The organism is Aminipila terrae (assembly GCF_010120715.1).
Classification (GTDB): domain Bacteria; phylum Bacillota; class Clostridia; order Peptostreptococcales; family Anaerovoracaceae; genus Aminipila; species Aminipila terrae.
On record NZ_CP047591.1, the window covers coordinates 1,517,625 to 1,540,214 of the forward strand.

General features: G+C 38.1%; 24 protein-coding genes and 1 pseudogene. 7 read left to right on the forward strand and 18 right to left on the reverse strand.

What is annotated here, in order from left to right; translation table 11 throughout:
* Positions 1-66: 66 nt before the first annotated feature.
* From Ami3637_RS17370 to Ami3637_RS07255, 6 genes and pseudogenes are all read left to right on the forward strand, one after another.
* Positions 67-1,022, forward strand: a pseudogene (locus Ami3637_RS17370) (S8 family peptidase).
* 48 nt (positions 1,023-1,070) lie between these two features.
* Positions 1,071-1,853 (forward strand): MerR family transcriptional regulator, encoded by a 783-nt coding sequence (locus tag Ami3637_RS07235; RefSeq protein ID WP_162361987.1) that lies wholly within the window; start codon positions 1,071-1,073, stop codon positions 1,851-1,853.
* A 108-nt stretch (positions 1,854-1,961) separates the two neighbouring features.
* Positions 1,962-2,336: a M20 family metallopeptidase gene (locus Ami3637_RS07240; RefSeq protein ID WP_162361988.1), complete on the forward strand. Its 375-nt coding sequence runs from the start codon at positions 1,962-1,964 to the stop codon at positions 2,334-2,336.
* Entirely contained in the window at positions 2,234-3,319 is a 1,086-nt protein-coding gene (locus Ami3637_RS07245) for a Sapep family Mn(2+)-dependent dipeptidase (protein WP_162361989.1), read from the forward strand. The genes Ami3637_RS07240 and Ami3637_RS07245 overlap by 103 nt, the downstream gene beginning before the upstream one ends.
* Before the next feature lie 34 nt (positions 3,320-3,353).
* Positions 3,354-4,730, forward strand: coding sequence for a Na+/H+ antiporter NhaC family protein (locus Ami3637_RS07250; protein WP_162361990.1), 1,377 nt, complete (start codon positions 3,354-3,356; stop codon positions 4,728-4,730).
* Between the two features lie 207 nt (positions 4,731-4,937).
* A complete protein-coding gene (locus tag Ami3637_RS07255; RefSeq protein ID WP_243158133.1) occupies positions 4,938-5,438 on the forward strand; it encodes a GNAT family N-acetyltransferase in 501 nt (166 codons plus the stop codon).
* Between the two features lie 54 nt (positions 5,439-5,492).
* Here the strand turns inward: Ami3637_RS07255 and rbr are convergent, their stop codons facing one another.
* Entirely contained in the window at positions 5,493-6,026 is a 534-nt protein-coding gene (gene rbr, locus Ami3637_RS17375) for a rubrerythrin (RefSeq protein ID WP_243158134.1), read from the reverse strand.
* A gap of 15 nt (positions 6,027-6,041) precedes the next feature.
* Complete coding sequence (locus Ami3637_RS17380) at positions 6,042-6,650, reverse strand: flavin reductase (protein WP_243158135.1); 609 nt, start codon at positions 6,648-6,650, stop codon at positions 6,042-6,044.
* A 251-nt stretch (positions 6,651-6,901) separates the two neighbouring features.
* On the opposite strand from Ami3637_RS17380, the gene Ami3637_RS07265 reads away from it, so the two are divergent.
* On the forward strand, positions 6,902-8,233 hold the full coding sequence (locus Ami3637_RS07265; protein ID WP_162361991.1) for an MATE family efflux transporter: 1,332 nt from the start codon (positions 6,902-6,904) through the stop codon (positions 8,231-8,233).
* A gap of 42 nt (positions 8,234-8,275) precedes the next feature.
* Here Ami3637_RS07265 and udk read toward each other — a convergent pair whose 3' ends face one another.
* The 16 genes from udk to Ami3637_RS07345 form a co-directional block, all read right to left on the reverse strand.
* On the reverse strand, positions 8,276-8,896 hold the full coding sequence (gene udk / locus Ami3637_RS07270; protein WP_162361992.1) for a uridine kinase: 621 nt from the start codon (positions 8,894-8,896) through the stop codon (positions 8,276-8,278).
* 13 nt (positions 8,897-8,909) lie between these two features.
* The gene (locus Ami3637_RS07275; protein WP_162361993.1) at positions 8,910-11,048 is read right to left on the reverse strand and encodes a LysM peptidoglycan-binding domain-containing M23 family metallopeptidase; all 2,139 of its coding nucleotides are present in this window, start codon (positions 11,046-11,048) and stop codon (positions 8,910-8,912) included.
* On the reverse strand, positions 11,021-11,389 hold the full coding sequence (locus Ami3637_RS07280) for a P-loop NTPase family protein (protein ID WP_162361994.1): 369 nt from the start codon (positions 11,387-11,389) through the stop codon (positions 11,021-11,023). Before Ami3637_RS07280 ends, Ami3637_RS07275 begins: the two co-directional genes overlap by 28 nt.
* On the reverse strand, positions 11,386-12,171 hold the full coding sequence (locus tag Ami3637_RS07285; protein ID WP_162361995.1) for a DnaD domain-containing protein: 786 nt from the start codon (positions 12,169-12,171) through the stop codon (positions 11,386-11,388). The genes Ami3637_RS07280 and Ami3637_RS07285 overlap by 4 nt, the downstream gene beginning before the upstream one ends.
* Positions 12,153-12,344 carry a hypothetical protein gene (locus tag Ami3637_RS07290; protein WP_162361996.1) on the reverse strand — a complete coding sequence of 64 codons (192 nt, stop codon included), beginning with the start codon at positions 12,342-12,344 and terminating at the stop codon, positions 12,153-12,155. The genes Ami3637_RS07285 and Ami3637_RS07290 overlap by 19 nt, the downstream gene beginning before the upstream one ends.
* Before the next feature lie 7 nt (positions 12,345-12,351).
* Positions 12,352-13,674, reverse strand: coding sequence for a replicative DNA helicase (gene dnaB / locus Ami3637_RS07295; protein ID WP_162361997.1), 1,323 nt, complete (start codon positions 13,672-13,674; stop codon positions 12,352-12,354).
* A 9-nt stretch (positions 13,675-13,683) separates the two neighbouring features.
* On the reverse strand, positions 13,684-14,127 hold the full coding sequence (rplI, locus tag Ami3637_RS07300) for a 50S ribosomal protein L9 (RefSeq protein WP_162361998.1): 444 nt from the start codon (positions 14,125-14,127) through the stop codon (positions 13,684-13,686).
* A gap of 1 nt (position 14,128) precedes the next feature.
* Complete coding sequence (locus Ami3637_RS07305; protein WP_162361999.1) at positions 14,129-15,943, reverse strand: DHH family phosphoesterase; 1,815 nt, start codon at positions 15,941-15,943, stop codon at positions 14,129-14,131.
* A 42-nt stretch (positions 15,944-15,985) separates the two neighbouring features.
* Positions 15,986-16,729 (reverse strand): DUF2232 domain-containing protein, encoded by a 744-nt coding sequence (locus Ami3637_RS07310; protein ID WP_162362000.1) that lies wholly within the window; start codon positions 16,727-16,729, stop codon positions 15,986-15,988.
* 184 nt (positions 16,730-16,913) lie between these two features.
* Positions 16,914-17,147: a 30S ribosomal protein S18 gene (gene rpsR, locus Ami3637_RS07315; protein WP_128744417.1), complete on the reverse strand. Its 234-nt coding sequence runs from the start codon at positions 17,145-17,147 to the stop codon at positions 16,914-16,916.
* Between the two features lie 30 nt (positions 17,148-17,177).
* Complete coding sequence (locus tag Ami3637_RS07320) at positions 17,178-17,612, reverse strand: single-stranded DNA-binding protein (protein ID WP_162362001.1); 435 nt, start codon at positions 17,610-17,612, stop codon at positions 17,178-17,180.
* Between the two features lie 10 nt (positions 17,613-17,622).
* Positions 17,623-17,910, reverse strand: coding sequence for a 30S ribosomal protein S6 (gene rpsF / locus Ami3637_RS07325; RefSeq protein ID WP_162362002.1), 288 nt, complete (start codon positions 17,908-17,910; stop codon positions 17,623-17,625).
* Between the two features lie 152 nt (positions 17,911-18,062).
* The gene (locus Ami3637_RS07330; protein WP_162362003.1) at positions 18,063-18,959 is read right to left on the reverse strand and encodes a ribokinase; all 897 of its coding nucleotides are present in this window, start codon (positions 18,957-18,959) and stop codon (positions 18,063-18,065) included.
* 30 nt (positions 18,960-18,989) lie between these two features.
* Entirely contained in the window at positions 18,990-19,907 is a 918-nt protein-coding gene (locus Ami3637_RS07335) for an ABC transporter permease (RefSeq protein ID WP_162362004.1), read from the reverse strand.
* Positions 19,891-20,964 (reverse strand): ABC transporter permease, encoded by a 1,074-nt coding sequence (locus Ami3637_RS07340; RefSeq protein ID WP_162362005.1) that lies wholly within the window; start codon positions 20,962-20,964, stop codon positions 19,891-19,893. The genes Ami3637_RS07335 and Ami3637_RS07340 overlap by 17 nt, the downstream gene beginning before the upstream one ends.
* On the reverse strand, positions 20,957-22,513 hold the full coding sequence (locus Ami3637_RS07345) for an ABC transporter ATP-binding protein (RefSeq protein WP_162362006.1): 1,557 nt from the start codon (positions 22,511-22,513) through the stop codon (positions 20,957-20,959). The genes Ami3637_RS07340 and Ami3637_RS07345 overlap by 8 nt, the downstream gene beginning before the upstream one ends.
* Positions 22,514-22,590 lie beyond the last annotated feature (77 nt).

Sequence of the window (22,590 nt, forward strand, 5' to 3'; positions counted from 1 at the left end):
ATTTCAATGGATGCAGAAGTTTCGAAACTACCCCTGGAGACAACCTCTGTACTTACAGACCCTTTTATGTTTATAGGAAAAAAAAATGCAAAAAACAAAAAGCTCCGAAAAAGTGTATTTTCAGGCTGCCTTTGCGGGGAGGGTGTTACTATCGCTATAATCGATACCGGGATATCTCCTCACTATGACATCATTAAGCCGGTAAACAGAATTGTAGCTTTTAAGGATTTCATAAATAACAGTATGATTCCTTACGATGACGACGGTCACGGCACCCATGTTGCTGGTCTGGCAGCTGGGAATGGCTATATGTTTGGGGGAAATGCTGTGGTAGAAGCAGTTCGCAGTATGTTTCCTGAAAATGCAAGTTCTATAATATGTATGGGCACTGCCCCAAGAGCAAACATCGCTGCTCTAAAAGCTTTAGATGACGAAGGCAATGGAAACACTTCTGATATTTTAGCCGCTATGCAGTGGGTGGCTGATAATCATAAAAAATATAATATTCGTGTTTTAAATTTATCCTTAGGAATTGATGCCACCAGTTTTGATATTGATGGAGATGGTTTTGACGATATGGCAGATCCTCTGGTGCTGGGAGCCAATGCTCTGGTAAACATGGGTATTACCATCGTAGTTGCAGCAGGCAACAGTGGGCCTAAGGCCGGAAGTATTACGTCTCCGGGAACCAGCCCTCTTGTTATAACCGTAGGCTCCATTAATTCAGATGGGGAAGTCCCTGAATTCTCCAGCCGGGGCCTACTGCAACAGGTGCAATCAAACCGGATTTACTGGCCCCGGGTCTGGAGATCCTGTCCTTAGATGCCAGTACAAATAAGCGGTATTTACGGCAGTCTGGCACTTCCATGTCCGCTCCCTTTGTGGCCGGTGCAGCCGCCTGCCTCCATGCTGCAAACCCAAAATTAACCCCTGCACAGGTTAAAGAATACCTGATGCACAAAGCCATACCTCAGACAAAGATAGATAAAAATGCTCAAGGTGCAGGCTTGTTAAATATTTAAATTATGCTATACTATGTGTAAAAATTTGCACATAATGAGGTATTATTTATGTATTTAACAGTTGGTGAAATATCTAAAGCTCTTGAAATATCAACAGAGATGATCAGATTCTATGTGAAAGAGGGAATAATTACTCCTAAAAAAAATGAGGAAAACAATTATTGGGAGTATTCATCCGATGATTTGATGCGCTTGACGGATGTGCTGTTTTACAGGGATTTAGATTTATCCCTGAAAGATATTAAAACCATTATGAGCGGTCTGGAGCTGGAGAAAATAGGTAATGTCATTCAGGCAAGACGGGCAGAGCTTATCAATGATATCCAGAAAAAGGTAAAATCCCTATCTATGCTTCAGGAATGGGATGAAGATTACCATAAAGAAATAAATCTGGTAGGCAAATTTAAACTTGGTAATATGCCTGCTGAATTACGTAAAGAAGATTATTATGATGAAATAGATCATATTGCAAAATATATGCAGGGCAGTCTTAAGCTTGACAGAGAAGACTGGATGTATGTTTCTCTTTCCTTCTTTTATAATATTTATGAAAAAGATTTTAAATTAAAAAAATATTTATCTGTAAATAAAACTTTAAAAACTCAGATTACCAATGGTTCCTCTGATGTGATAGAAGAAAAGGCCGAACGTTGTATCTACACCGAGGTTCATTACAGTGAAAACATATCTGATATGATTAACCCCTTGATAGAATATGCAGAAGAAAAGGGTTATGAACTGACAGGTGAGATTTATGGCCGCGAGAACACGAACTACTTTAAAAATGGGAAGCGTTTAGCCCTTTATAAGATTTACGCTATCATTAAATAAGTACCCGATTAAACAGTTAAATAATTATATTTAAAAAAAGATAAAAATATTATTGACCTCGGAGTTGCTCCGGGGTTTATTATTTTTTTGAGAAAGAGAGGCGGTAATATGTACAGGGAAAAACTTACACAGTATATAGACAATAAACAATCCGAAATGTTGAAAAATCTTGCTGACTTTATTCAGATACCCAGCATATCTGAAAATAAGAATCAGGTATCAGAGGCTCTGAATTATGCTTTAAACTTAGGAAAAAGCCTGGGATTTAAAGTGAGTTTGGTTTTAGATGGTCAAGTAGGTGTTATTGAAATGGGAGGAGGACAAGAGACTTTAGGCATTTTATCTCATGTAGATGTTGTAGCACCTGGAGATATGGACAAATGGATGACCCCCCTTTTGAGGCTGTTATCAAATCGGGCAATATCTATGGAAGAGGCGCCCTTGATGATAAGGGGGCCATCATTGCTTCTTTATATGCCATGAAAGCTGTGTGTGATCTGGGCATTCCCCTGACAAAAAAAATACAGCTTATTTTGGGAACTCAGGAAGAAGTTGAGTGGACAGATATGGATGCCTATGTTAAACAGTATCCTTTACCTGACTATGGTTTTACACCAGATGGAGAATTTCCCTTATGTAATATAGAAAAGGGTTGTCTGGACATCACCATGAGTTTTCCTCTGGGCAAAGTCACAGAAGAAAAGGATGTCTTAATCTCTATCTCCGCTGGTACTGCGTCAAACATCGTCCCAGGTACCTGCACTGCAGATATAATCCGATGTTCACAAAGTACATCTTCCGTGATAGATTCTCATACAATCCCAGGAAAAGCCGTCCATTCCTGCCAGCCTGAAAAAGGAGAAAATGCAATTTTTAATATGGCTGATTTTTTATCTGGTATAAATCTGAATCAGAATAAACTTCTTGATTTAATCTACATGATAAATGATAAATTCAGAGATACATATGGCAAAGAGCTTGGGCTTTACAATGAAGATGAATATTACAACGGAGAATTCGTTCACAGAAATGTATTTACTCCAACCATTTTTAAAGTTGAAAACAATGTAGCAACGTTAATTGTTAATATACGATATTCTTACGGCACTGATGTCAGCCATATTATAGATACCTTCAAACATTTAGCAGAAAGCTATGGGGGCTCCTTAGTCTCGTATAATGATTTGCCAGCTGTTTATGTAAGTAAAGACCGACCTTTTTTACAGGCTTTTGCCAAGGCCTATGAGGAAGTAAGTGGCCGTAAAAATGATTTTGTTCTGGCCTATGGAGGCTCTTACGCTAAGGCCATGCCAAATATTGTATCCTGGGGACCTATTTTTCCTGAAGATGAAGATACCTGCCATGAAGAAAATGAGTACATATCCATAAAAAGCCTGATGGATAATACCAAAATTTTTGCTGCGGCTATCAGCGAAATCGTTCTTTCGGAAAAGTCTTTCAGATAAATCATTATTGTTTTAAAAAAGAAAGGAGTGTATTATGGAAACATTTGGTTTACTAAGTTTAATACCAGTAATAGTAATTCTTGTTTTTGCACTTATAACAAAAGACACTTTTATATCGTTGTTTCTTGGGGTTGCATCAGGCTTTATCATTGTAGCCCACGGTCATCCTTTAACTGCCTTTAATGGCTTCTTAGACGGGCTTTATACTGTGATGAAAGACCACAATACCGCCTGGGTGTTAATACTTTGTGGCTTGTTTGGTTCTTTGGTCATGCTCATGCAGGAATCAGGAGGGGTTTTAGGTTTTTCTAATTTAACTCACAAGGTATTGAAAACAAGAAAGGCTTCGTTGATTGGAACCTGGATTTTAGGCATTATTGTCTTTGTGGATGATTATCTGAACTCCCTTGCTGTAGCTGCTGCGGTAAGAGATATTACCGATAAGCATAAAGTTTCCAGAGAAATGCTGGCATATATAGTAAATTCCACTGGGGTAACGGTCTGTGCTATTGTGCCAATCTCCACCTGGTCTGCTTTTATGAGTGCGCAGATGGAAAAAGCTCATATGACAGAAGGCTTTTCTCCTGCAACGGCTTATGTTCACGCTATTCCTTTTATGTTTTATGCATGGCTTGCTGTTTTGATTGTCCCTCTGTTCTGTTTAAAAATAATTCCTTTATTTGGGCCTATGAAAAAGGCTGAAGAGCGCGCTTTAAAAAAGGGACAGGTTTTTTCAGAGGCTTCAAAAGCTGCCTTGGTAGAAATACCTGATGAAGAGAAAAAATTTGCGAATATTCCTTGCAGGGCTTTTAATTTTCTAGTTCCCATGCTGGTGGTTGCCGCTCTGACTATTATTACAGAAGATATCCTGATTGGCCTTTTTGCTGCCATTGGCGTATGTTTTGTCATGTACCTTCCACAGCGTTTAATGACTGTCCAGAAATTCTTTGACAATGTTATGAATGGTCTGGTTGACATGTTTCCAACGTTAGTAATAATTGTTTTATCCTATGTGCTGATTGAAGTAAATAACCAGCTTGGACTGGTTGATTTCGTTGTAAAAGTTGCGTTAAATACTGTTAATCCCGCATTGCTCCCGGTTACAATATTTATAGTAATAGGTCTCTTATCCTTTGCTTCTGGTAGTTTCTGGGGACTAGCTGCCATTGCTTTCCCTATTGTGGGGCCTCTGGCTTCTGCTCTTGGGGTTAATAACTTTCTATGCGCAGGAGCATTAGTCTCTGCCATAGCCTTTGGTGGGCACATTTGCATGTATTCAGATACTGTTATCCTGGCATCCGCGTCAACTCAGACCACCAATGCAGAGTACTTTAGGACTTCGGCTCCCTTAGTAATGATTCCATTTGGGCTGGCTGCCATTCTTTATCTGGCCCTTGGCTTAATCTTGTAAGTACATAATTTAATGCCCTATTGCTTATTTCTTTAAGATGTCTTATCCTAATATATATAAGTAAAAAAGTTTTATTTTCATGCCAACTCATTTGCAGATTCATTTTTATAGGATTTTCCGAAACTCTGTTACTTATAATCAGAAACCTTACTAATTAACTAAATAATTTTAAATAAAATTTTTAGATTTATATATGGAGGTATAAAAATGATTGAAACAAGTTTGCCGGATTTTATCATCAGGTTTGCTGAGAAGCCGGACGCTCCCCTCATTGTTAAATACATAAGGGACTTAGCTTCTTATGAAAATGAACTGGAAGATGTGACGGTAACCCCTGAAACTCTGGAAAAGTACATGTTTGATCAGAAAGGTGCAGAATGTTTAATTGGCGAATTCAACGGAAATCCTGTGGGCTTTGCCTTTTTTCACAACAGTTTCTCTACATTTCTTGGAAAACCAGGGATTAATTTAGTCGATCTTTACATTGAGCCAGATATGAGAGGTCGGGGATATGGTAAGGCAATGCTCTCGTATCTTGCAAAACTTACAAAAGAAAGAGATTGCGGTCGATTAGAATGGTGGGTACATGACTGGAACGAATCCGCTGCTAAGCATTACCTTAACTGGGGCGCTGAAATGGTGAAATATATCCGGGTATACCGGATGGATGGCCAACCGCTTGACAAATTTTCAAAAGAGTTTAAATAAGAAAAGCCTGAGGCAATATGTCTCAGGCTTTATTCTTTAGTTGTTTTATAAGAATTAGTAATTAATCTTTCTTACCTCAAAATAGCTTTGTGGGTGATAGCATACAGAACATACATCTGGAGCTTCTTTTCCAGTATAAAGATGTCCGCAATTTCTGCATTCCCAAACGTTTTCTTCCTTTTTTACAAATACACTTTTTGTCTCAACATTATTTAAAAGTGCTCGATATCTTTCTTCATGATGCTTTTCAATTTCAGCCACTGCTCTGAATTGCTCTGCTAATGCAGTGAATCCTTCTTCTTCAGCATCTTTTGCAAACCCTTGATACATATCTGTCCATTCATAGTTCTCACCTTCTGCTGCTGCCAGAAGATTGGCTTTTGTGTCGTTCAATCCACCAAGAGCTTTAAACCAAAGCTTTGCATGCTCTTTTTCATTCTCAGCTGTGTTTAAAAATAATGCGGCTATCTGTTCATATCCTTCTTTTTTAGCTTTTGAAGCAAAATAAGTGTATTTATTTCTTGCTTGTGACTCTCCCGCAAAAGCTAACAACAAGTTTTGTTCTGTTTTTGTACCTTTAAGTTCCATTTTCTCTCTCCTTTTTTACACAGTTATTTTTTCAAAATCAGCAGCCCCATGTTTGCAAATCGGGCAGATAAAGTCTTCAGGAAGTGGATCTCCCTCATATACATATCCGCAGATCTTGCATCTCCAGCCTGACTTTTCTACTGGCTTTGGAGCTGGCTTAACATGCTGCTGGTAATAGCTGTATGTAAGTGTCTCTGCATTTGAAAAACACTTAGCATCTGTTACTTCTGCTTTAAATAATGTGTGTGTGCCAAAATCGATAGCTTCCAGTACTTTTCCTGAAATATATGCATTTGAATTTTCTGTTATATATAAGATATCATTTTGTGCTCTTTCTGCAGCCTTAAAGTCGGCAAATTTATCTGTGTCTTTGCCAGATTGGAATCCAAAATTCTGGAAGATTGAAAACTGCGAATTAACATCCAGTACAGACACGTTAAATTCTTTTGTTCTCATAATCATATCATGGGTATAATTTTGCTTATTGACACCTAATGCAATAACAAGTGGTGAACTTGTAACCTGCATTACTGTATTAACGATACAGCCGTTATCCTTATCGCCTTCCTTAGCTGTTAAAACATAAAGACCATAGCCAATTTTAAATAGTGCGTTATTGTCCAATTTTAACCCTCCTTACTTCTTCTGCAAAATGCTAACTGAAATTATACTTTTAGTTCTTTATCATTTATTTGCTCAGGTTTTTATAAAAAACTCTTACATTTAACTTATTATATCTAACAATATTTGTCAATATTTTTAACTGTTTTACTTCTTATTTTTCTTGACTATACTCTTACCAGATAGTTTATTATAGATATAGTTTATACTAATTTACGTATTTTAATCTGCCACTAAATTTTAAAGGAGACAGCATGGAAAACTCTATACAGAAAAATTATAACTTTACCAAACTGATTCGCTTTTCTATACCAACTATTGCAATGATGGTTTTCATGTCCATGTATAGCATTGTTGACGGGGCCTTTGTTTCAATATTTATTAATACCAATGCCCTCTCTGCATTAAACATAGCTTACCCACTTTTCAATGTAGTTATTGCTATGGGTGTAATGCTTGGTGCAGGGGGAAGCGCAATAATTGCGAAAAAAATAGGGGAAACTAAATTTCAGGAAGCAAAAGAAAATTTCAGCCTGATTGTATATACAGGAATTGCTTTAGGATTAATAATGACCATTATCGGTGGTATATTTATGAAACCGCTACTTATATTCCTGGGTGCAAACAATGTGTTAATGAATTACTGTTATGACTATGCTTTTACCCTGCTGCTTTTTACAACTCCTGCTATATTACAAATGATTTTTCAGTATCTGTTTATAACAGCTGGCAATCCCCACCTCGGTTTTGGCCTTACTATCGCAGGAGGGTGCCTGAATATTATTCTGGATTACGTTTTCATTGTTCCCTTAAACATGGGCATAAGTGGAGCTGCTTTGGCAACAGGGCTGGGTATTTTAATTCCTTCTACAGTGGGAATACTATATTTTTCTTTTAACAGAAAGGGGTCTTTATATTTTGTAAAAACAAAGATTCACATGCCTGTGCTGCTTCATGGCTGTGGAAATGGCTCTTCTGAGATGGTTACAGAATTTTCCAATGCAGTAATAACCTTTTTATATAATCTTATCATGATGAAATATATTGGAGAAGACGGTGTTGCTGCAATCACTATTTTACTTTACGTGGATTTTCTACTGAAAGCAGCGTTGCTGGGTTTTTCTATGGGTGTTTCCCCTGTGATAAGCTATAATTATGGAAGTCAGAACATTGAACAGATAAAAAAATTATTTAAATACTGTATCTCCTTTGTATTGGCCACCTCCACTATAATATACATTGTTTCTATACTGTGCGCTCCTTACCTGACCGGAATTTTTGCCCACAACAATGCACATGTATATAAATTAGCCATGAGTGGCTTTATGCTTTATAATATATCTTTTTTATTTTCAGGATTTAATATATTTTCATCGGCTTTGTTCACGGCTTTTTCCAATGGGAAAATCTCTGCTGTTATTTCATTTTTAAGGACTTTTCTGTTTCTTTCTGCGGGCTTGCTCCTGCTGCCGCCTCTTATAGGTATAAAAGGGGCCTGGATTGCGGTCACAATTTCTGAAGGATTGTCTATGCTTATGAGCTTATTTTTCCTGATTAAATATAGAAAAGTATATCAATACCTTTAAAAAAAGACCTGAGTTTTCTTTCTCAGGTCTTTTTTATTAATTCTAATCTAACAATGCATGTATTCTTTGATTGAGCATCTGCAATGCCACTGTATTAAATCCCCCTTCAGGAATTATGATATCAGCATACTTTTTACTGGGTTCCACAAATTGCTCGTGCATGGGTTTAACTGTGGTAAGGTATTGTGTCACAACTGAATCAAGGCTTCTGCCCCGTTCCTTTACATCCCTTAATATACGACGGATAATTCGTACGTCCGCATCTGTGTCTACAAAGACTTTTATATCCAGTAAATTTAAAAGTTCTTTGTTTTCAAAAATCAGGATACCTTCTACCACCACAACTTTTGATGGATTTAAAACTAATTTTTCAGACACACGGTTGTGAATGGTAAAATCATACACGGGACACCAGGCCTCTTTTCTGTCCTTTAACAACTTGATATGTTCTATCATTAAATCTGTGTCAAAAGCATCGGGATGATCATAGTTTAAAAGGGACCTGTCTTTAAAAGGCATATTGCTATGCTCCTTATAGTAAAAATCATGGGAAATTACTGTAATATCATCATTAAATTCTTCTTTAATTTTATTTATCAGTGTGCTTTTTCCACTTCCTGTGCCACCAGCAATACCAATTACAATAACTTCTTCATCTTCCATACTGTTTTTCCTCCTACAGATAACCAAACGGATTTTTTGGCACACCATTTATATTTACCTGGAAGTGACAATGTGGCCCCGTACTTCTTCCAGTATTCCCTGAAAGTGCTATTTGCTGTCCCTGATAAACTTTATCGCCTCTTTTTACAATTAGCTTGCTGCAGTGCGCATAGAAAGTAACCATACCATTTCCATGATCTATTTTTACAACATAACCATAAGATCCGCTGTATCCTGCAAATATTACAGTACCGCCATCAGCAGCACTGACTCTGGTTCCCACTGGGCATGCCAAATCCAAACCATAATGCATTCTGCCCCATCTTGGTCCGAATTTGGAAGTGAGCCTGAAACCAGATACAGGATATTTCAGATTTCCTGTGCCAACTGTGGATGGACGCTCTTTGGTCCCTCGGAGAATTACCTCTGTAACTGGTTGTGAAACCGTATCAGAAGATAAAACAACAGCAGCAACCTGAACACCGTTTTCCCTGGTGATTCGAGCTGTAACAGAACGGGTGCCTGTAACTCCCTGCACTTCTGTATTGTTCTCTCCTTTATATAAAGCATCTGTATCCTTGTATTCCGTCTCATAAGGAATCGGTTCCGGATACGTTGCTACTTCTACGGTTTTAATAGTAAGCATTGGTGCAGGTTTTGTAAGAATAATCTCCTGTCCGATATTTAACTTTTCCGGATTAATATCCGGATTAGCTGCCCTCAGTTCACTGGTTGACATGTTATAGGTTTCTGCTATTCCTGAGAGTGTATCTCCCGGTACAACAATGTGCACCTGATTGGAAACTGCCCCAGTCATGAGTTTTTGCATAACAGTGTCAACATTCTGGATTCTTCCCAGCTTGGTGTCAATCTGTTTAATCTGGATTTTTTGTTTAAAACCAACCTTTTCATATTCTACATCTCCTGTTGATACCAGATATGTAGATTTTATGTTTTTCAATATGCTTTTAGCTGTTTCCTTACTATCTACGATAGCAACTCTTATATCATCTATATAAATGCCATAAGCTTTGGCATTCATGTTTTTCATATAAGTCAGCCTTTTAAGTACTTCTTCTGTGTCATCAATGTCTTCATTTATGGCCAGCACCCTCTTAAATTTTATATCCTGGTTCTTATCGATATTGATTTCTGCATTATGTTCTTTTGAAAGCTGTGTACTTACTATATCAACAATCTTTAATACGTCTTCCTGTTTTTTTACCATTCCTAAAACTCTGCCATTGTAGGAATATTCATATGCCGTACAGTAGTTAAAGACTGCAACGCCACAAATAGCGATGACAATAAGCACGCTAAAATGTAATAACAGCTTACGCTTATTTATCTCTGCCCATTCTCTGGCAAAATTGAATTTCCGGTTACCTTTTGCAACGATTACCGTTGTCTTATCTGCCAATTGTTCATTCTTTCGATCCACATGATTAATAAAGCGGACCATTCTAGCAGATGCAGCTTTTTCCTTTGCAATCAGATTATTTTTGGTCTGGATAAACTGTCTCATCAGTTTTCGGTTTTTCTGATGCCTTTTCCATCGTTTGTCAGGGTTCTCACTGTAATAAACATTAATTTTGTTCCCAAGAGTTTTTTTGACAGTTTTTAAACCGTTGACCACTGAAAGTGCTGAATCCACTATTGCCCATTGCATACAGTTTCCTAAATGCATAATGGTCTGGCAAAATTCTATGCAGAAGCCGCCTATGCCGTGTTCAATATAGGCAATGGAGTCTATGACTTTATCCAGAAGTGTATTTTTTCGTGTTTCCAGCTTTTCTATTTTCTTCTTGACCTGGCCACTTTGTAGGTCTATTGCAGCCTGTACTGCCTTTAATTCTTCCTGCTCTTTCAGGCTGGCAGCCTGTGCTTCGGCTTCCTGCAAAGCTTTCCTGTTTTCTTCTTCCTGCAGTCTCGCCGCTTCTGCTGCAGCTCTGGCTTCCGCTGCAGCTCTGGCACGAGCTTCTTCCTCTTCCCTGGCAATCTCTGCGGGGGTCTTTGGAAATCCCTTTAAAAATTCATCGTCTTTGCTTTTTCCCAGATTGTTTAAATCTGCTATAAGCTCTCCTGGTTTATTTTTACCCTTACTATTCTTTTTCTGCGATTTATTTAAATCTTCTTTGAAGAATTTTGCCATATTTCTGCTTCGCTAAGCCGTTCATTAAAACAGCTGCAACGTTCCCCCATATCATTCGTTCCCGTGTCCTTACATTTATCACATTTATACCGGATTTCCATATAGTCCACAGGGAAATTATTTTCTGTAAGCTTAAAGGCTTTTTCTTCACCTAAAGCATCAATCTTAATCCTAAACCTTCCAAGCTGTTCTTTGGCATTGTCTGCTCCAGAAACCATTATTCTTGAAAGTCTCATACCTAATTCTCTTACTTCTTCATCTATCTGCTTTATTTCAGGCAGTTTCTCATATACCTGCTGGCGTCTTGCAGATGCTTCAGCCTCAGCTTTTTCTCTGATCATATCATAATAACGGAGCACTGTTCCAGCATTGACAGACTTGCCTCCCCTGGCTTTTCAGATAATCTTCCATTTGACGGGCCACTTCCGCTTTCTTCCCGCCAGTTTTTTAGGATTTTATTTACATAATTAATATTTGGATTTGAAATCCCACTGGTTTTACCGCAGGCTTCAAGCACCTTATCCAGCTTGTACTCCATTTCTCCAAACCAGGAATCCATCAGATGTTTTTCCTGCTCTGTAGCATTTCTATTAAACCCAAGCGCTTTCATAACACGCTTATAAAGATAATGTTTATTATCTACTTCCTGCAAATACGCTTCTATCTCTTCTTTTGTATGTAGATTTCTTTCTGCCCATTCTTTCACTACAGTTCCCACATAATTGGAAGAATCCTTCTTCCGTGTGTTCTTGCAGTAGGAATATGCATAAACTATCATCTCCGGTTCTGCACCAAAGTCTTCAATCCAGGAAAGTATAGCCATAGGCTCTTTGCCACCCAGCAGCCTGCCAGTTATCTTTTCAATAGCACTATACATTTCCCTTACATCCACATCTACTAATTTACTGTTTACATCCTTCCCGGACTTTTTCTCTTTACTTTTTTTCGTCTGTTTTCCATATAACAGCTCTTTTAAATTAATAAACTCTACCCCATAATTAAACCTGTCTTTAGGATCATCAAAATGCTTTTCAATCACCCCAAGAGTCTCCCAGTAAGACCAGGCCTTCAATATGTCTTCATCGGCCATGGCAAGCTGTTTTGCTATGGTCTCATTATCCATATAATGCCCCGCCCGGCATACATAAGGGCAAAGAGATAAACCTTTACATATTCCGCAGGAGCTCCCGCCATGTATTCACTTATAAAGACGTTTTCAACGTTAGTATCTAAAAGGTAGAGTTCATTTGCTTTCTTTTTAATAAAATTATCCTGCATCTTACCTTTTCCATTCATTTATTAACTATCTGATATTACTTTTATCCACAAATCTTGTATACTTGCCAAGCCATGTCAGTTCAACCGTTCCGGTAGGACCACTTCTCTGTTTTGCAATAATAACTTCACAGACACCTGGCTTGTCCGTTTCCGGATTGTAATAATCATCCCTGTATAAGAAAATTACAATATCTGCATCCTGCTCAATAGAACCAGATTCCCTAAGGTCTGAAAGTATGGGCCTGTGGTCTGTTCTCTGTTCTGGCGCACGAGAAAGCTGTGAAAGCAAAATAACAGGGCAGTCCATTTCTCTTGCCAGTAACTTCAGATACCTGGAAAGTGCAGAAATTTCCTGCTGTCTGCTTTCATTTCTTCCTTCATAATTCATAAGCTGAAGATAGTCCACCACAATCATATCAAGGCCTTTTTCAGCTTTTAGACGACGGCATTTATTCTTCATTTCCATAATAGAAATGCCTGGTGTATCATCTATGAAAATATTTGCTTTTGAAAGGGCATCTAATCCAAGATTGATATCCTCCCAATCCTTTCGTTCCAGCTGCCCCGTTTTTAATTTTTGCATTTCAATACGGGATTCCATAGATAAAAGTCTCTGCCCAAGCTCTTCTTTACCCATTTCCAAACTGAAAACCAAGACAGTGGCATTACCCTTTATAGCCGCCTGAAGGGCTACATTCAAAGCAAAAGCCGTCTTTCCCATAGCAGGTCTTGCAGCAAGAATAATCAGATTGGAACGCTGAAAACCGGCTGTTTTTGCATCCAGATCAATAAAGCCTGTAGGTATTCCTGTGACGTTACCCTCCAGCCTGGATATTTCATCTATCATTTCCATATTGGACAGCAATACATCCTGTAATGCTGCATAGTCTTTGTTTTGCCTCTTCTGGGCAATTTCGAAAATCCCTCTTTCCGCATGATCAAGAACAGCCTCAGGTTCCATTTTTTCCTGATAACTTTCTTCAACGATGTCATTAGCCGTTTTAATAAGATTTCTCAGAACAGCTTTTTCTGCAACTATCTTTGCATACTGGACAGCATTGGCTGTAGATGGAACGCCACTTGAGAGAGACAGGACATAGGCACGCCCCCCTACCATTTCCAGGGCCTTTCTTCTTTTCAGTTCTTCTGCCACAGTAAGGGCATCTACCGGCTCATTTTTTCTGCAGAGTTCGACTATTGCATGAAATATTTCTTTGTGCATTTCACTATAAAAATCCTCAGCTTTTACTGCTTCAATTATGTCAAAAAGAGCATCTTTATCCAGCATAGCTGCACCTAGTACAGATTTTTCGGCATCATCATTGTGAGGAGGTATTCTATCTAACATTTAATCCACCTAAACTGAAACATTAACTTTTACAGCACCTGTTACCTCTGGATAAAGTTTCACATCTACTGAAAACTCTCCGGTTGTTTTTATTGGACTGTCCAGAACAAATTTTTTCTTATCAATATTAATTTTATGCTGTTTGTTTAATGCTTCTGAAATATCCTTAGAAGTAACGGAACCAAATAATCTTCCTCCATCTCCGCCTTTTGTTACGATGGAGACGGTCAGCTCTTTCAATTTGTCTGCCAGTTTCTGTGCTGCCGCTTTTTCTTCTTCTTTCTTTTCTGCAGCAATAGCCTTCTGCTTTTCCAGACTTCTCACATTACCTTCTGTGGCTTCTTTTGCAAGTCCTTTTGGTATCAGCATATTTCTTGCGTAACCGTCACTTACTTTAACCACATCTCCCGCTTTTCCGGAGCCTTTTACATCCTTTAATAATATAACAATCATCTTACTTTTCCTCCTTGTTTTTAACAGGTTTCACTTCAAGTGAGTTTACAATCTCTTCGATCTTCTGTAGAGCCTCTTCCGGTGTACATTCAACTTGAGCTCCTGCTGTGGTCAGGTGGCCTCCGCCACCCAGCTTTTCCATAATGGTCTGCATGTTCATTTCTCCCAGGGAACGTGCACTGATTACTGTAGTCCCTTTTTCGTCTCTGCCTGCAACAAAGCTGGCACGAACATTTTTAACAGACAGCAGCTCGTCTGCCGCCTGGGAATTTATTACCTGAATATCGGGATGATGCCCATGACTTACGGAATACGCTATTCCATTTTCTTTTATCTCCGCCTCTGCGATGCACTTCGCTTTAATTTTAAAGGCCTCAGCATCTGTCTGGAAAAATCTTTTTACTGTAGTGGTATCTGCCCCGGAACGTCTCAGCCAGGATGCTGCTTCAAAAGTTCTCACGCCGGTTTTTACTGCAAATCTGTTGGTATCCATGGATATACCTGCAAGAAGTCCTTCAACTTCCAGTTTTGCCACATTCTTTTTGTCCCCAGAATACTGTAAAATTTCTGTTACCAGTTCCGATGTGGAAGATGCATAAGGTTCCATGTAGTACAACGTAGCATTTTCAATGTATTCTTCTGCTTTACGATGATGATCTATCACAACGATTTTTTCAGTTAAGCTCAACAGTTCTTTACACTCTGTCAGACTAGGTCTGTGGGTATCAAGTACAATTAAAAGCGTGTCTTTATCCATCATAGAAATGGCTTTTTCGCTATTAATAAAATGATAAATCTCTGTGTCTTTCGCCTGATTATATATTTCTGCCAGTGTTTCAAAATAATTATTTATCACAATATAGGAGTCTTTATTTCTATTTGCCACAATTCTGAAAATCCCCAGTGCAGAACCGAAGGAATCCATATCTGGGTTCCGGTGGCCCATTATAATAACTTTAGAGGACTGATCCACCAACTGTCTGATAGCATGAGCTATAATCCTTGATTTTCCTTTGTTTCCTTTTTCAACAGTCTGCATCTTTCCGCCGTAATATTCAATCTTAGCACCTTTTTTCACAACGGCCTGGTCACCCCCACGGCCCAGTGCAAGATCCAGTGCTGCAACAGCATACTGATCAATCTGAACGGGATGTTTGCCGCCGGCTCCAATGCCAATGCTCAAAGTCACAGGAAAATCCGCTTCGGTCTCTATGGCTCTGATATCATCAAGAATGGCAAACTTATTTTCAACAATTTTATCCAGATATGCATTTTCAAATACCATAAAGTACATACTTTCCTTGTACCTTGTTATGGATGCATTTCCTCTTGCCGCCCATTGTCTCACGGCTTTATCAATATCTGTACTTAAAGCCAGACGCTTTTCCTCAGAGGTACTGGATGTAAGTTCATCATAATTATCCACATTTATAGTAGCCATGCAGATACGTTCGTCGTTATACATATTTTTTAGTGTTTCATAGTTAGTAATATCATAAAAGTAAATTATGGCACGTTTCTTTTCTCCATTTCCAATATAACCCACCTGAATTCTGAAAATCCTGTCATTTCTGGAAAGGGTAAGAAACTTTTCATTTACCCCCTCAGAAAAAAATTCTCCATGTTTTATCCCTGTAAGGGCAAATATATCTGCATCTTTTATCCCATCATATTTAAACACTTCGTCAATTTTATTGCTGGCTCTTGTTACTTTTCCCTGTGCGTTAATAATGCACATTGGAAGTGGTACATATGCAGAAAGTAATTTCTCTATTCTCTTCTCAGTAGTGACTTTTTCTTGGCTATTTTCATCCATTTTATTTCCTCTTTTCACTCATTACTAATCAGATAGCTTATACTAACGCCTGGTTAGTATTTTTCGCAATCCGAACCCTAAGTCTAAGAACCCTATCATGCACAACAGCATTTGTCCTATGGCTGTTGGTAAAAAAAGTAAACACAATATAACGGCAACGGTTTTTGGCCATTTTCTTAATGCGCAAAAATAAAATACCACAGCCAGGCCCTGAATCTGGAAGACAAACTGGAATAATACCTGTATATTTATCTGCAAAACATTACTATGCATAAATCCAGTCAGCGAAACTGCTAAAGTCATAAGATAAATTAATATCCATCCCCATAATGCTTTTTTGGGCATGCTAAAATCTTTAAGCTTCCCAAGTTCCGGAAGGGGATATTTGGACTTGCTGCTTATTTTACTAATAACAATATATTCAAAATATGCAATAATAGTAGACCATACCAGTATGGTTGCCGGTAAAGCATTTATTGCATAGGTATAAACTTTGGTAAGAGTGCTGACCCTCTCACTGAAAGGGATTGTTTCCATACCCAGCATTGTAACTATTTGATTATTGCCTGCTGCAGTTTCACAAAAGGACTGCAAATCTGATGCGATTGCTTGTCCCACTGGATGACCCGTAACAGAAGCCATAATAAACATCAGCATCATAGCTGTAGCAACACCAAGGACTCCTTCAAATATAGCTTTATAGCCATTCTTCGTTTTTCTGGCGGCTGAGGCCATCAATGGTAATGGTAAAAACACCAGTACCGAAAATATAATTAATGTATACATCCAATTCTCCCTACTATTTTAACCTGTTAATTATATCATAAAGCAATTTATATTTCAAACATTACAAAAAAAGTGACTCTGCTGCTCCCTATGCCAGACTATTTTTGTATAAAACAAAACCAAGGTGACTTATTGTACAAAAAAACCGAGTCAAATAAGACCCGGTTTCAACTTTAATGTTATATTAGTCAGCAACATAAGGCAGTAAAGCAACAATTCTTGCTCTCTTGATAGCCTTAGTAACTTCTCTTTGATGTATAGCACAAGTACCTGTGATTCTCTTAGGAAGGATCTTACCTCTTTCAGTAACATACTTCTTTAGTTTGTCTACATCCTTGTAATCTATTGCTTCAGTTTTATCGGCACAGAACTGACATACTTTCTTTCTTCTCATGCCGCCACGTCTTTTATCCATCATAGCGATTACGCTCCTTTCATTAAGGTTTGTTTAAAATGGAATATCGTCATCATCAAGTGATGAAAATCCTTCCGGAATAGATGGTTCGTCCATTTCCTGGAAGCCGGTAGGCACTGATGCACCTGCTCTGGCGCCATCTCCACCTCTGTCTCCCCATTCCAGAAATTCCACATTGTTTGCTACAACATCAGTGGTGTAAACAGTTGCACCATCTTTATTCTTGTAGCTGCCAGTCTGAATCCTTCCCTGAACTCCAACAAGTCTGCCTTTTGTAAGAAATCTCTCACAGTTTTCAGCTTGTTTTCCAAATACGGTTACTCTTGGGAAGTCAGTCTGTTTTTCTTTTCCCTGACCAGTTGGCCTGTCAATTGCTAATGTAAAAGTAGCAACAGCCATCTGTGTACTAGGAGTATATCTAACTTCAGGGTCTCTAGTAAGTCTTCCAATAAGAACTACACTATTCATTTGTTACCCCCTATTTCTCATCCTTGTTTACGATAAGATGTCTCATTACTGCGTCTGAAATTCTAAGTCTTCTGTCTAATTCCTTTGGTAAATCATGTCCTGCTTTAAATTCCACTACTACGTAGTATCCTTCATTCTTCTTCTGGATTGGATAAGCAAGCTTTCTCATACCCCAAACATCAACCTTACCAACTTCACCGTCAGCTGCAATGATTTCCTGTACTGTTGCTACAACAGCATCCTTTCTTGCATCTTCTACAGTTGGGTCGATAATGAACATAACTTCATAATTTGTCATTTCTTTTTCACCTCCCTATGGACTAAATGGTGCAGGCCTTGTGCCCGCACAGAGAGCAATCTTTTGCCAATCGGACTCAAAATAAATAGTCCCACAAATTTCATGCCATTTAATTATACTATATTTTTTTGATAATGCAAGGAAAATATAAATTATTTTTTTAAAACAAGCCTGCATGCATCCACTTCTTCGGGAAGTGGGATGGAATTTGAAGCGCCTTTTACAGATACTGCCAGTGCTGCTGCTTTTGAAGCTCTGTCCATAGCCTTTTGTATTTCCATGTTTTCCGCTAATGCAGCTATAAAATATCCCGTAAAAGTATCTCCGGCGCTGGTTGTGTCTACCGCTTTCACTTCGTAACTGCCACAGGCAATACGCTTACTGCCTTCTGCATATCTTGCCCCTTTATCTCCTAAAGTCAAAACAACTTTACTTTCAGGGTATTTCTCTATCATTTTATCAAGAATAATATCCGGTTCACTGCTTCCTGTAATAGCTTCACCTTCTATTTCATTCATCATAAAATAAGTTATTTTATTTAAATCAAGTTCTAAAATCTTTTCATTCATGGGGCTTGGATTTAAAACAATTTGTAATCCATTCTCATAAGCCAGCTCCACAATGTCATTCAAGGCACTGATTTCATTTTGAAGAACCAGAATATCTCCCTCTTGAAAGTTTTTTATTACTTCCTTTGCATATTCTCGGGTAATTTCCTGATTTGCTCCACCGAAAAGTACAATGCAATTCTGCCCTGTTTTATCTACCTGTATAAAAGCATTGCCCGTTGGCACATCAAATTCTTTCACATAAGTAACATCAACTTTGCTTTCTAAAAGGCGTTCTCTCAAAAACCTTCCATCACTGCCAATGCCTCCTCCATGAAAAACTGATGCACCCGCCTTAGATAATGCCACCGACTGATTTAAACCCTTGCCCCCACAGAATCTGTCAACAGATAAGGCAGAAAGGGTCTCTCCTGGTTTAACAAAATGATCCACATTGTAAACCCAGTCTATATTCAAAGAACCAAAATTTAATATTTTCATATCGTTCTCCTATTCCGACTTTTCTCTTAGTTATAGCTTCTTTCTCTTTTTCTGTTCGCCTGCAGCATATATGGTCAATGCAACTATCGTCAAAAGATATGGTACCAATCTAGTCAATTGGCTTGGTATATTAAAAATCTGTAAACTACTGGCTAGTGCATCTGCAAATCCAAACAATAATGAAGAAAGCAAGGATAACCCTGGAAGCCCTCTTCCCATAGCTTCTGCTGCTAAAGCAATAAAGCCTCTTCCTGCCACCATATCCTTTGTGAACATGGATAAATAACCCATGGACATAAATGCTCCACCCATACCGGCAATAGCTCCGGAAAGAAGTAAGGCAAGCATACGAATTTTCTTTACTGAAACCCCGGCTGTTTCAACTGCCTGAGGCAATTCTCCAGCCGCACGAATATAAGTACCTGTACGAGTTTTATACAAAAATATGCTGAGCAATATCAGTGTGATTATTGCAATATAAGTAAGCGCATTCTGCCCAGATAAAATATCTCCTAATACAGGGATATCCTTGATAACAGGAATATGTACATTTGGAATTACTTTACTTGGTAATTTTGTTGAAACACCTTTATCCCCCGTAAGCAGATAAAGAACAAACACCGTCAGACCACTTGCCATTAAATTTAAAGCTATAGCAGATAAAAATACATCTGTTCCAAGTTTTAAGTGACAAACTGCTAATATTCCGGAATACGCCATTCCTGTTAGTATGGCAATTAATAATCCTAACCATGCATTCTGTGTGAATGCACTTCCTATAACTCCCGCCAAAGCAGAAACTAACATTGTTCCTTCTACTCCAATGTTCAAAACACCTGCCCTGTCTGAAACAAGTATCGCCATTGTTGCAAATAAAATTGGAGTGGTAACCCTAATAACTGAATCAAGGAAAGCGATTGAGAAGATTACATCAACTATTTTGTCCATCTGAAAGCGCCTCCTTTATTATAATCTTTTTCTTTATATGACTTAACAGCGCAGAAGCCGTTACAAGAATAATCATTACTGCCTGTATAACCGTTATAAGTTCTGATGGAACATCTCCTGAACGAGCCATTACATTTGCACCTATTCGTAAATATGCTAAGAATATTGCTGCAACAGGTACAATCTGAGGTTTATTTCCCGCTAAAATTGCAACGATTACTCCGTCCCATCCATACCCTGGAAGTGAAGTCCATTGAAAACGTCCGTACATACCCATTACTTCAACAGCCCCGCCAAGTCCAGCTACAGCACCACCTGCTAACTGGGAAATAACGATAACTTTTGCTACCTTAATTCCTGAGTAATTGGCATAATCCTTATTTTGTCCAAGAACTCTAACCGAATAGCCAGTTTTAGTTCTATATAAAAATACATAGCTTATAATTACTAAAATTATAGCAATTATAATTCCATTGTTAACCGACGTCCCTTGTATAAGATTAGAAATCTTTGATGCTGCTGGAAGCTGATATGAAGCTAATGCGCCAAACTGCGGATCTCTAATATATGTATTAAGTAAGTATAGCCCCAGGTAAAGAACGATATAGTTAAGCATAAGTGATGACACAAGTTCATCCGCATTAAATTTAGCCTTTAGTATTCCTGGTATAAAACAAATGATTGCTCCTGTTACTGCCCCAATTACCATAGGTACAACTAGTGCAAGCCCAACTGGAATGTTCCAAAGAGTTGCAGCCGCTGCTGCGAACATAGCACCAAGGAAAAAAGCTCCTTCTGCTGCAACATTAAATAATGATGCCTGAAACATAATACAAATGGCAACCCCTGTAAAAGTGAAGGTCGAGGCCATAGATATAACATTTCCAAGGTTTCTTTTGGATGAAAATGGACCTGTTAGCAGGTCTGAAATAGACGCTCCTGGATTATCACTGAAAATCATAATTAAAATAAATGCGATAAGCAGTGAAATTACAACTGCTAAAATAGTTGTAGCTGAGGAGAACCACAAATTTTTATTCTGCAATTTCTCACGCATGACAAGCCCTCCTTATTTCTTCATCAGACTGAGTTTCTACACCAAGCATATATTTACCAAGTTCCTGCTCACTAATCTTTGAAGGATCTTGGAAGTATGCTGACAATTTGCCGTCATAAATAACTAGTATTGAATCTGATAGTTTATATAATTCCTCTAAATCCGCAGAAATTAACAATACTGCACATCCTGCATCTCTAAGCTCAACAAGCTTCTCATGTATAAATTTAGCAGCACCAACATCAATACCTCTTGTTGGTTGTTCAGCGATTATAAGTTTAACGTTTTCTTGTGTAAATTCTCTTGCAACTACAACCTTCTGCATGTTACCACCTGAAAGCATTTCAACTTCTGTTAATGGAGACTTGCATTTTATTAAATACTCTTTTACTAATTTCTGGCTTAATTTTCTAATCGCTTTTGGATTTAAAAGTTTAAACTTATTATAAATGTCTGGCGACTTTAACTTAGTTGTGATAAGATTATCCTCAATAGACAGCTGCTTTGTAATACCCAAAGTCATTCTGTCACTCGGAATGTAAGCTAATCCCAATTCTCTAAGCTTTCTAATATGTTTGCCCTTTGTGTCTGTATCAAACATGGTGATTTTACCGCTGTCAAGCTTCCTAAGATTTGTTATAAGCTCAACCAGCTCATTTTGTCCATTGCCTTCAACTCCTGCAATACCCATAATTTCGCCTGCTCTTACAGTAAATGATATTCCATCCACCACCGCTTTTTTATCCGAGTCCACATGTTTTATATTGTCTACTTGCAATATACATTCTGTGGGTTTGGCAGGTGATTTTTCTAATACTGAAGAATACTGAGTTCCCATCATAAGGGCTGAAATCTCAGCTTCAGATACATCCACAGTATTTACCGTGGTGATCATCTTGCCTGATCTCATAACACTGATTCTATCTGAAATTTCTTTTACTTCTCTTAATTTATGTGTAATGAAGATAACCGTAAAGCCCTGATCTTTTAAATGTTTTAGCTGTGTAAAAAGTTCAGTTGTTTCCTGTGGGGTTAAAACTGCTGTAGGTTCATCTAATATTAAAATTTTTGCACCTCTGTAAAGTGCTTTTAATATTTCCACCTTTTGCTTTAATCCTACCGGTAATTCTCTTACTATGCTATCTGGATTAATTTTCATATTAAATTTTTTAGAAAGCTCTAAAACTTTCTCGTTAGCTTGTTTTTTGTCAATAAACCCGTTTTTAACGGGTTCATAACCAAGCGCGATATTTTCCCGTACACTAAATGATTCCACCAGCATAAAATGCTGATGTACCATCCCGATTCCTTTTGCCATTGCATCCTGGGGTGATTGAAAGTTTTGTGTTTCTCCCTCTAATATAAGCTCACCGTGATCTGGCTTTTCAAGACCAAATAAAATTTTCATTAGAGTACTTTTTCCTGCTCCATTTTCTCCTACCAGAGCATGAATTTCACCTTTTCTAATGGAGAAACTTATTCTTTGATTAGCATAAACGCCATTACCATATACCTTAGAAATTTCTCTCATTTCCAATAATTCAGCCATATATTTTTCCTCTTATACAACAACGAAGCTGCTTTCTAAGCCTAACCAATCCATAGTCCTCAAAAGCAGCCTCATCT

Bases quoted from the DNA above. Each gene is read 5' to 3' on its own strand.
- Ami3637_RS07280 (WP_162361994.1), bottom strand. From the start codon at position 11,389: ATGATCAGAGAAAAAGCTGAGGCTGAAGCATCTGCAAGACGCCAGCAG.
- rpsR (WP_128744417.1), bottom strand. From the start codon at position 17,147: ATGATGGATAAAAGACGTGGCGGCATGAGAAGAAAGAAAGTATGTCAG.
- Ami3637_RS07320 (WP_162362001.1), bottom strand. From the start codon at position 17,612: ATGAATAGTGTAGTTCTTATTGGAAGACTTACTAGAGACCCTGAAGTT.
- Ami3637_RS07235 (WP_162361987.1), top strand. From the start codon at position 1,071: ATGTATTTAACAGTTGGTGAAATATCTAAAGCTCTTGAAATATCAACA.
- rpsF (WP_162362002.1), bottom strand. From the start codon at position 17,910: ATGACAAATTATGAAGTTATGTTCATTATCGACCCAACTGTAGAAGAT.
- Ami3637_RS07285 (WP_162361995.1), bottom strand. From the start codon at position 12,171: ATGGATAATGAGACCATAGCAAAACAGCTTGCCATGGCCGATGAAGAC.
- Ami3637_RS07290 (WP_162361996.1), bottom strand. From the start codon at position 12,344: ATGAATGGAAAAGGTAAGATGCAGGATAATTTTATTAAAAAGAAAGCA.
- Ami3637_RS07240 (WP_162361988.1), top strand. From the start codon at position 1,962: ATGTACAGGGAAAAACTTACACAGTATATAGACAATAAACAATCCGAA.
- rbr (WP_243158134.1), bottom strand. From the start codon at position 6,026: ATGGAACTTAAAGGTACAAAAACAGAACAAAACTTGTTGTTAGCTTTT.
- Ami3637_RS07330 (WP_162362003.1), bottom strand. From the start codon at position 18,959: ATGAAAATATTAAATTTTGGTTCTTTGAATATAGACTGGGTTTACAAT.
- Ami3637_RS07340 (WP_162362005.1), bottom strand. From the start codon at position 20,964: ATGCGTGAGAAATTGCAGAATAAAAATTTGTGGTTCTCCTCAGCTACA.
- udk (WP_162361992.1), bottom strand. From the start codon at position 8,896: ATGGAAGATGAAGAAGTTATTGTAATTGGTATTGCTGGTGGCACAGGA.
- Ami3637_RS07305 (WP_162361999.1), bottom strand. From the start codon at position 15,943: ATGGATGAAAATAGCCAAGAAAAAGTCACTACTGAGAAGAGAATAGAG.
- Ami3637_RS07255 (WP_243158133.1), top strand. From the start codon at position 4,938: ATGATTGAAACAAGTTTGCCGGATTTTATCATCAGGTTTGCTGAGAAG.
- Ami3637_RS07310 (WP_162362000.1), bottom strand. From the start codon at position 16,729: ATGTATACATTAATTATATTTTCGGTACTGGTGTTTTTACCATTACCA.
- Ami3637_RS07265 (WP_162361991.1), top strand. From the start codon at position 6,902: ATGGAAAACTCTATACAGAAAAATTATAACTTTACCAAACTGATTCGC.
- Ami3637_RS07245 (WP_162361989.1), top strand. From the start codon at position 2,234: ATGGATGACCCCCCTTTTGAGGCTGTTATCAAATCGGGCAATATCTAT.
- Ami3637_RS07335 (WP_162362004.1), bottom strand. From the start codon at position 19,907: ATGGACAAAATAGTTGATGTAATCTTCTCAATCGCTTTCCTTGATTCA.
- Ami3637_RS07250 (WP_162361990.1), top strand. From the start codon at position 3,354: ATGGAAACATTTGGTTTACTAAGTTTAATACCAGTAATAGTAATTCTT.
- Ami3637_RS07345 (WP_162362006.1), bottom strand. From the start codon at position 22,513: ATGGCTGAATTATTGGAAATGAGAGAAATTTCTAAGGTATATGGTAAT.
- rplI (WP_162361998.1), bottom strand. From the start codon at position 14,127: ATGATTGTTATATTATTAAAGGATGTAAAAGGCTCCGGAAAAGCGGGA.
- Ami3637_RS07275 (WP_162361993.1), bottom strand. From the start codon at position 11,048: ATGGCAAAATTCTTCAAAGAAGATTTAAATAAATCGCAGAAAAAGAAT.
- dnaB (WP_162361997.1), bottom strand. From the start codon at position 13,674: ATGTTAGATAGAATACCTCCTCACAATGATGATGCCGAAAAATCTGTA.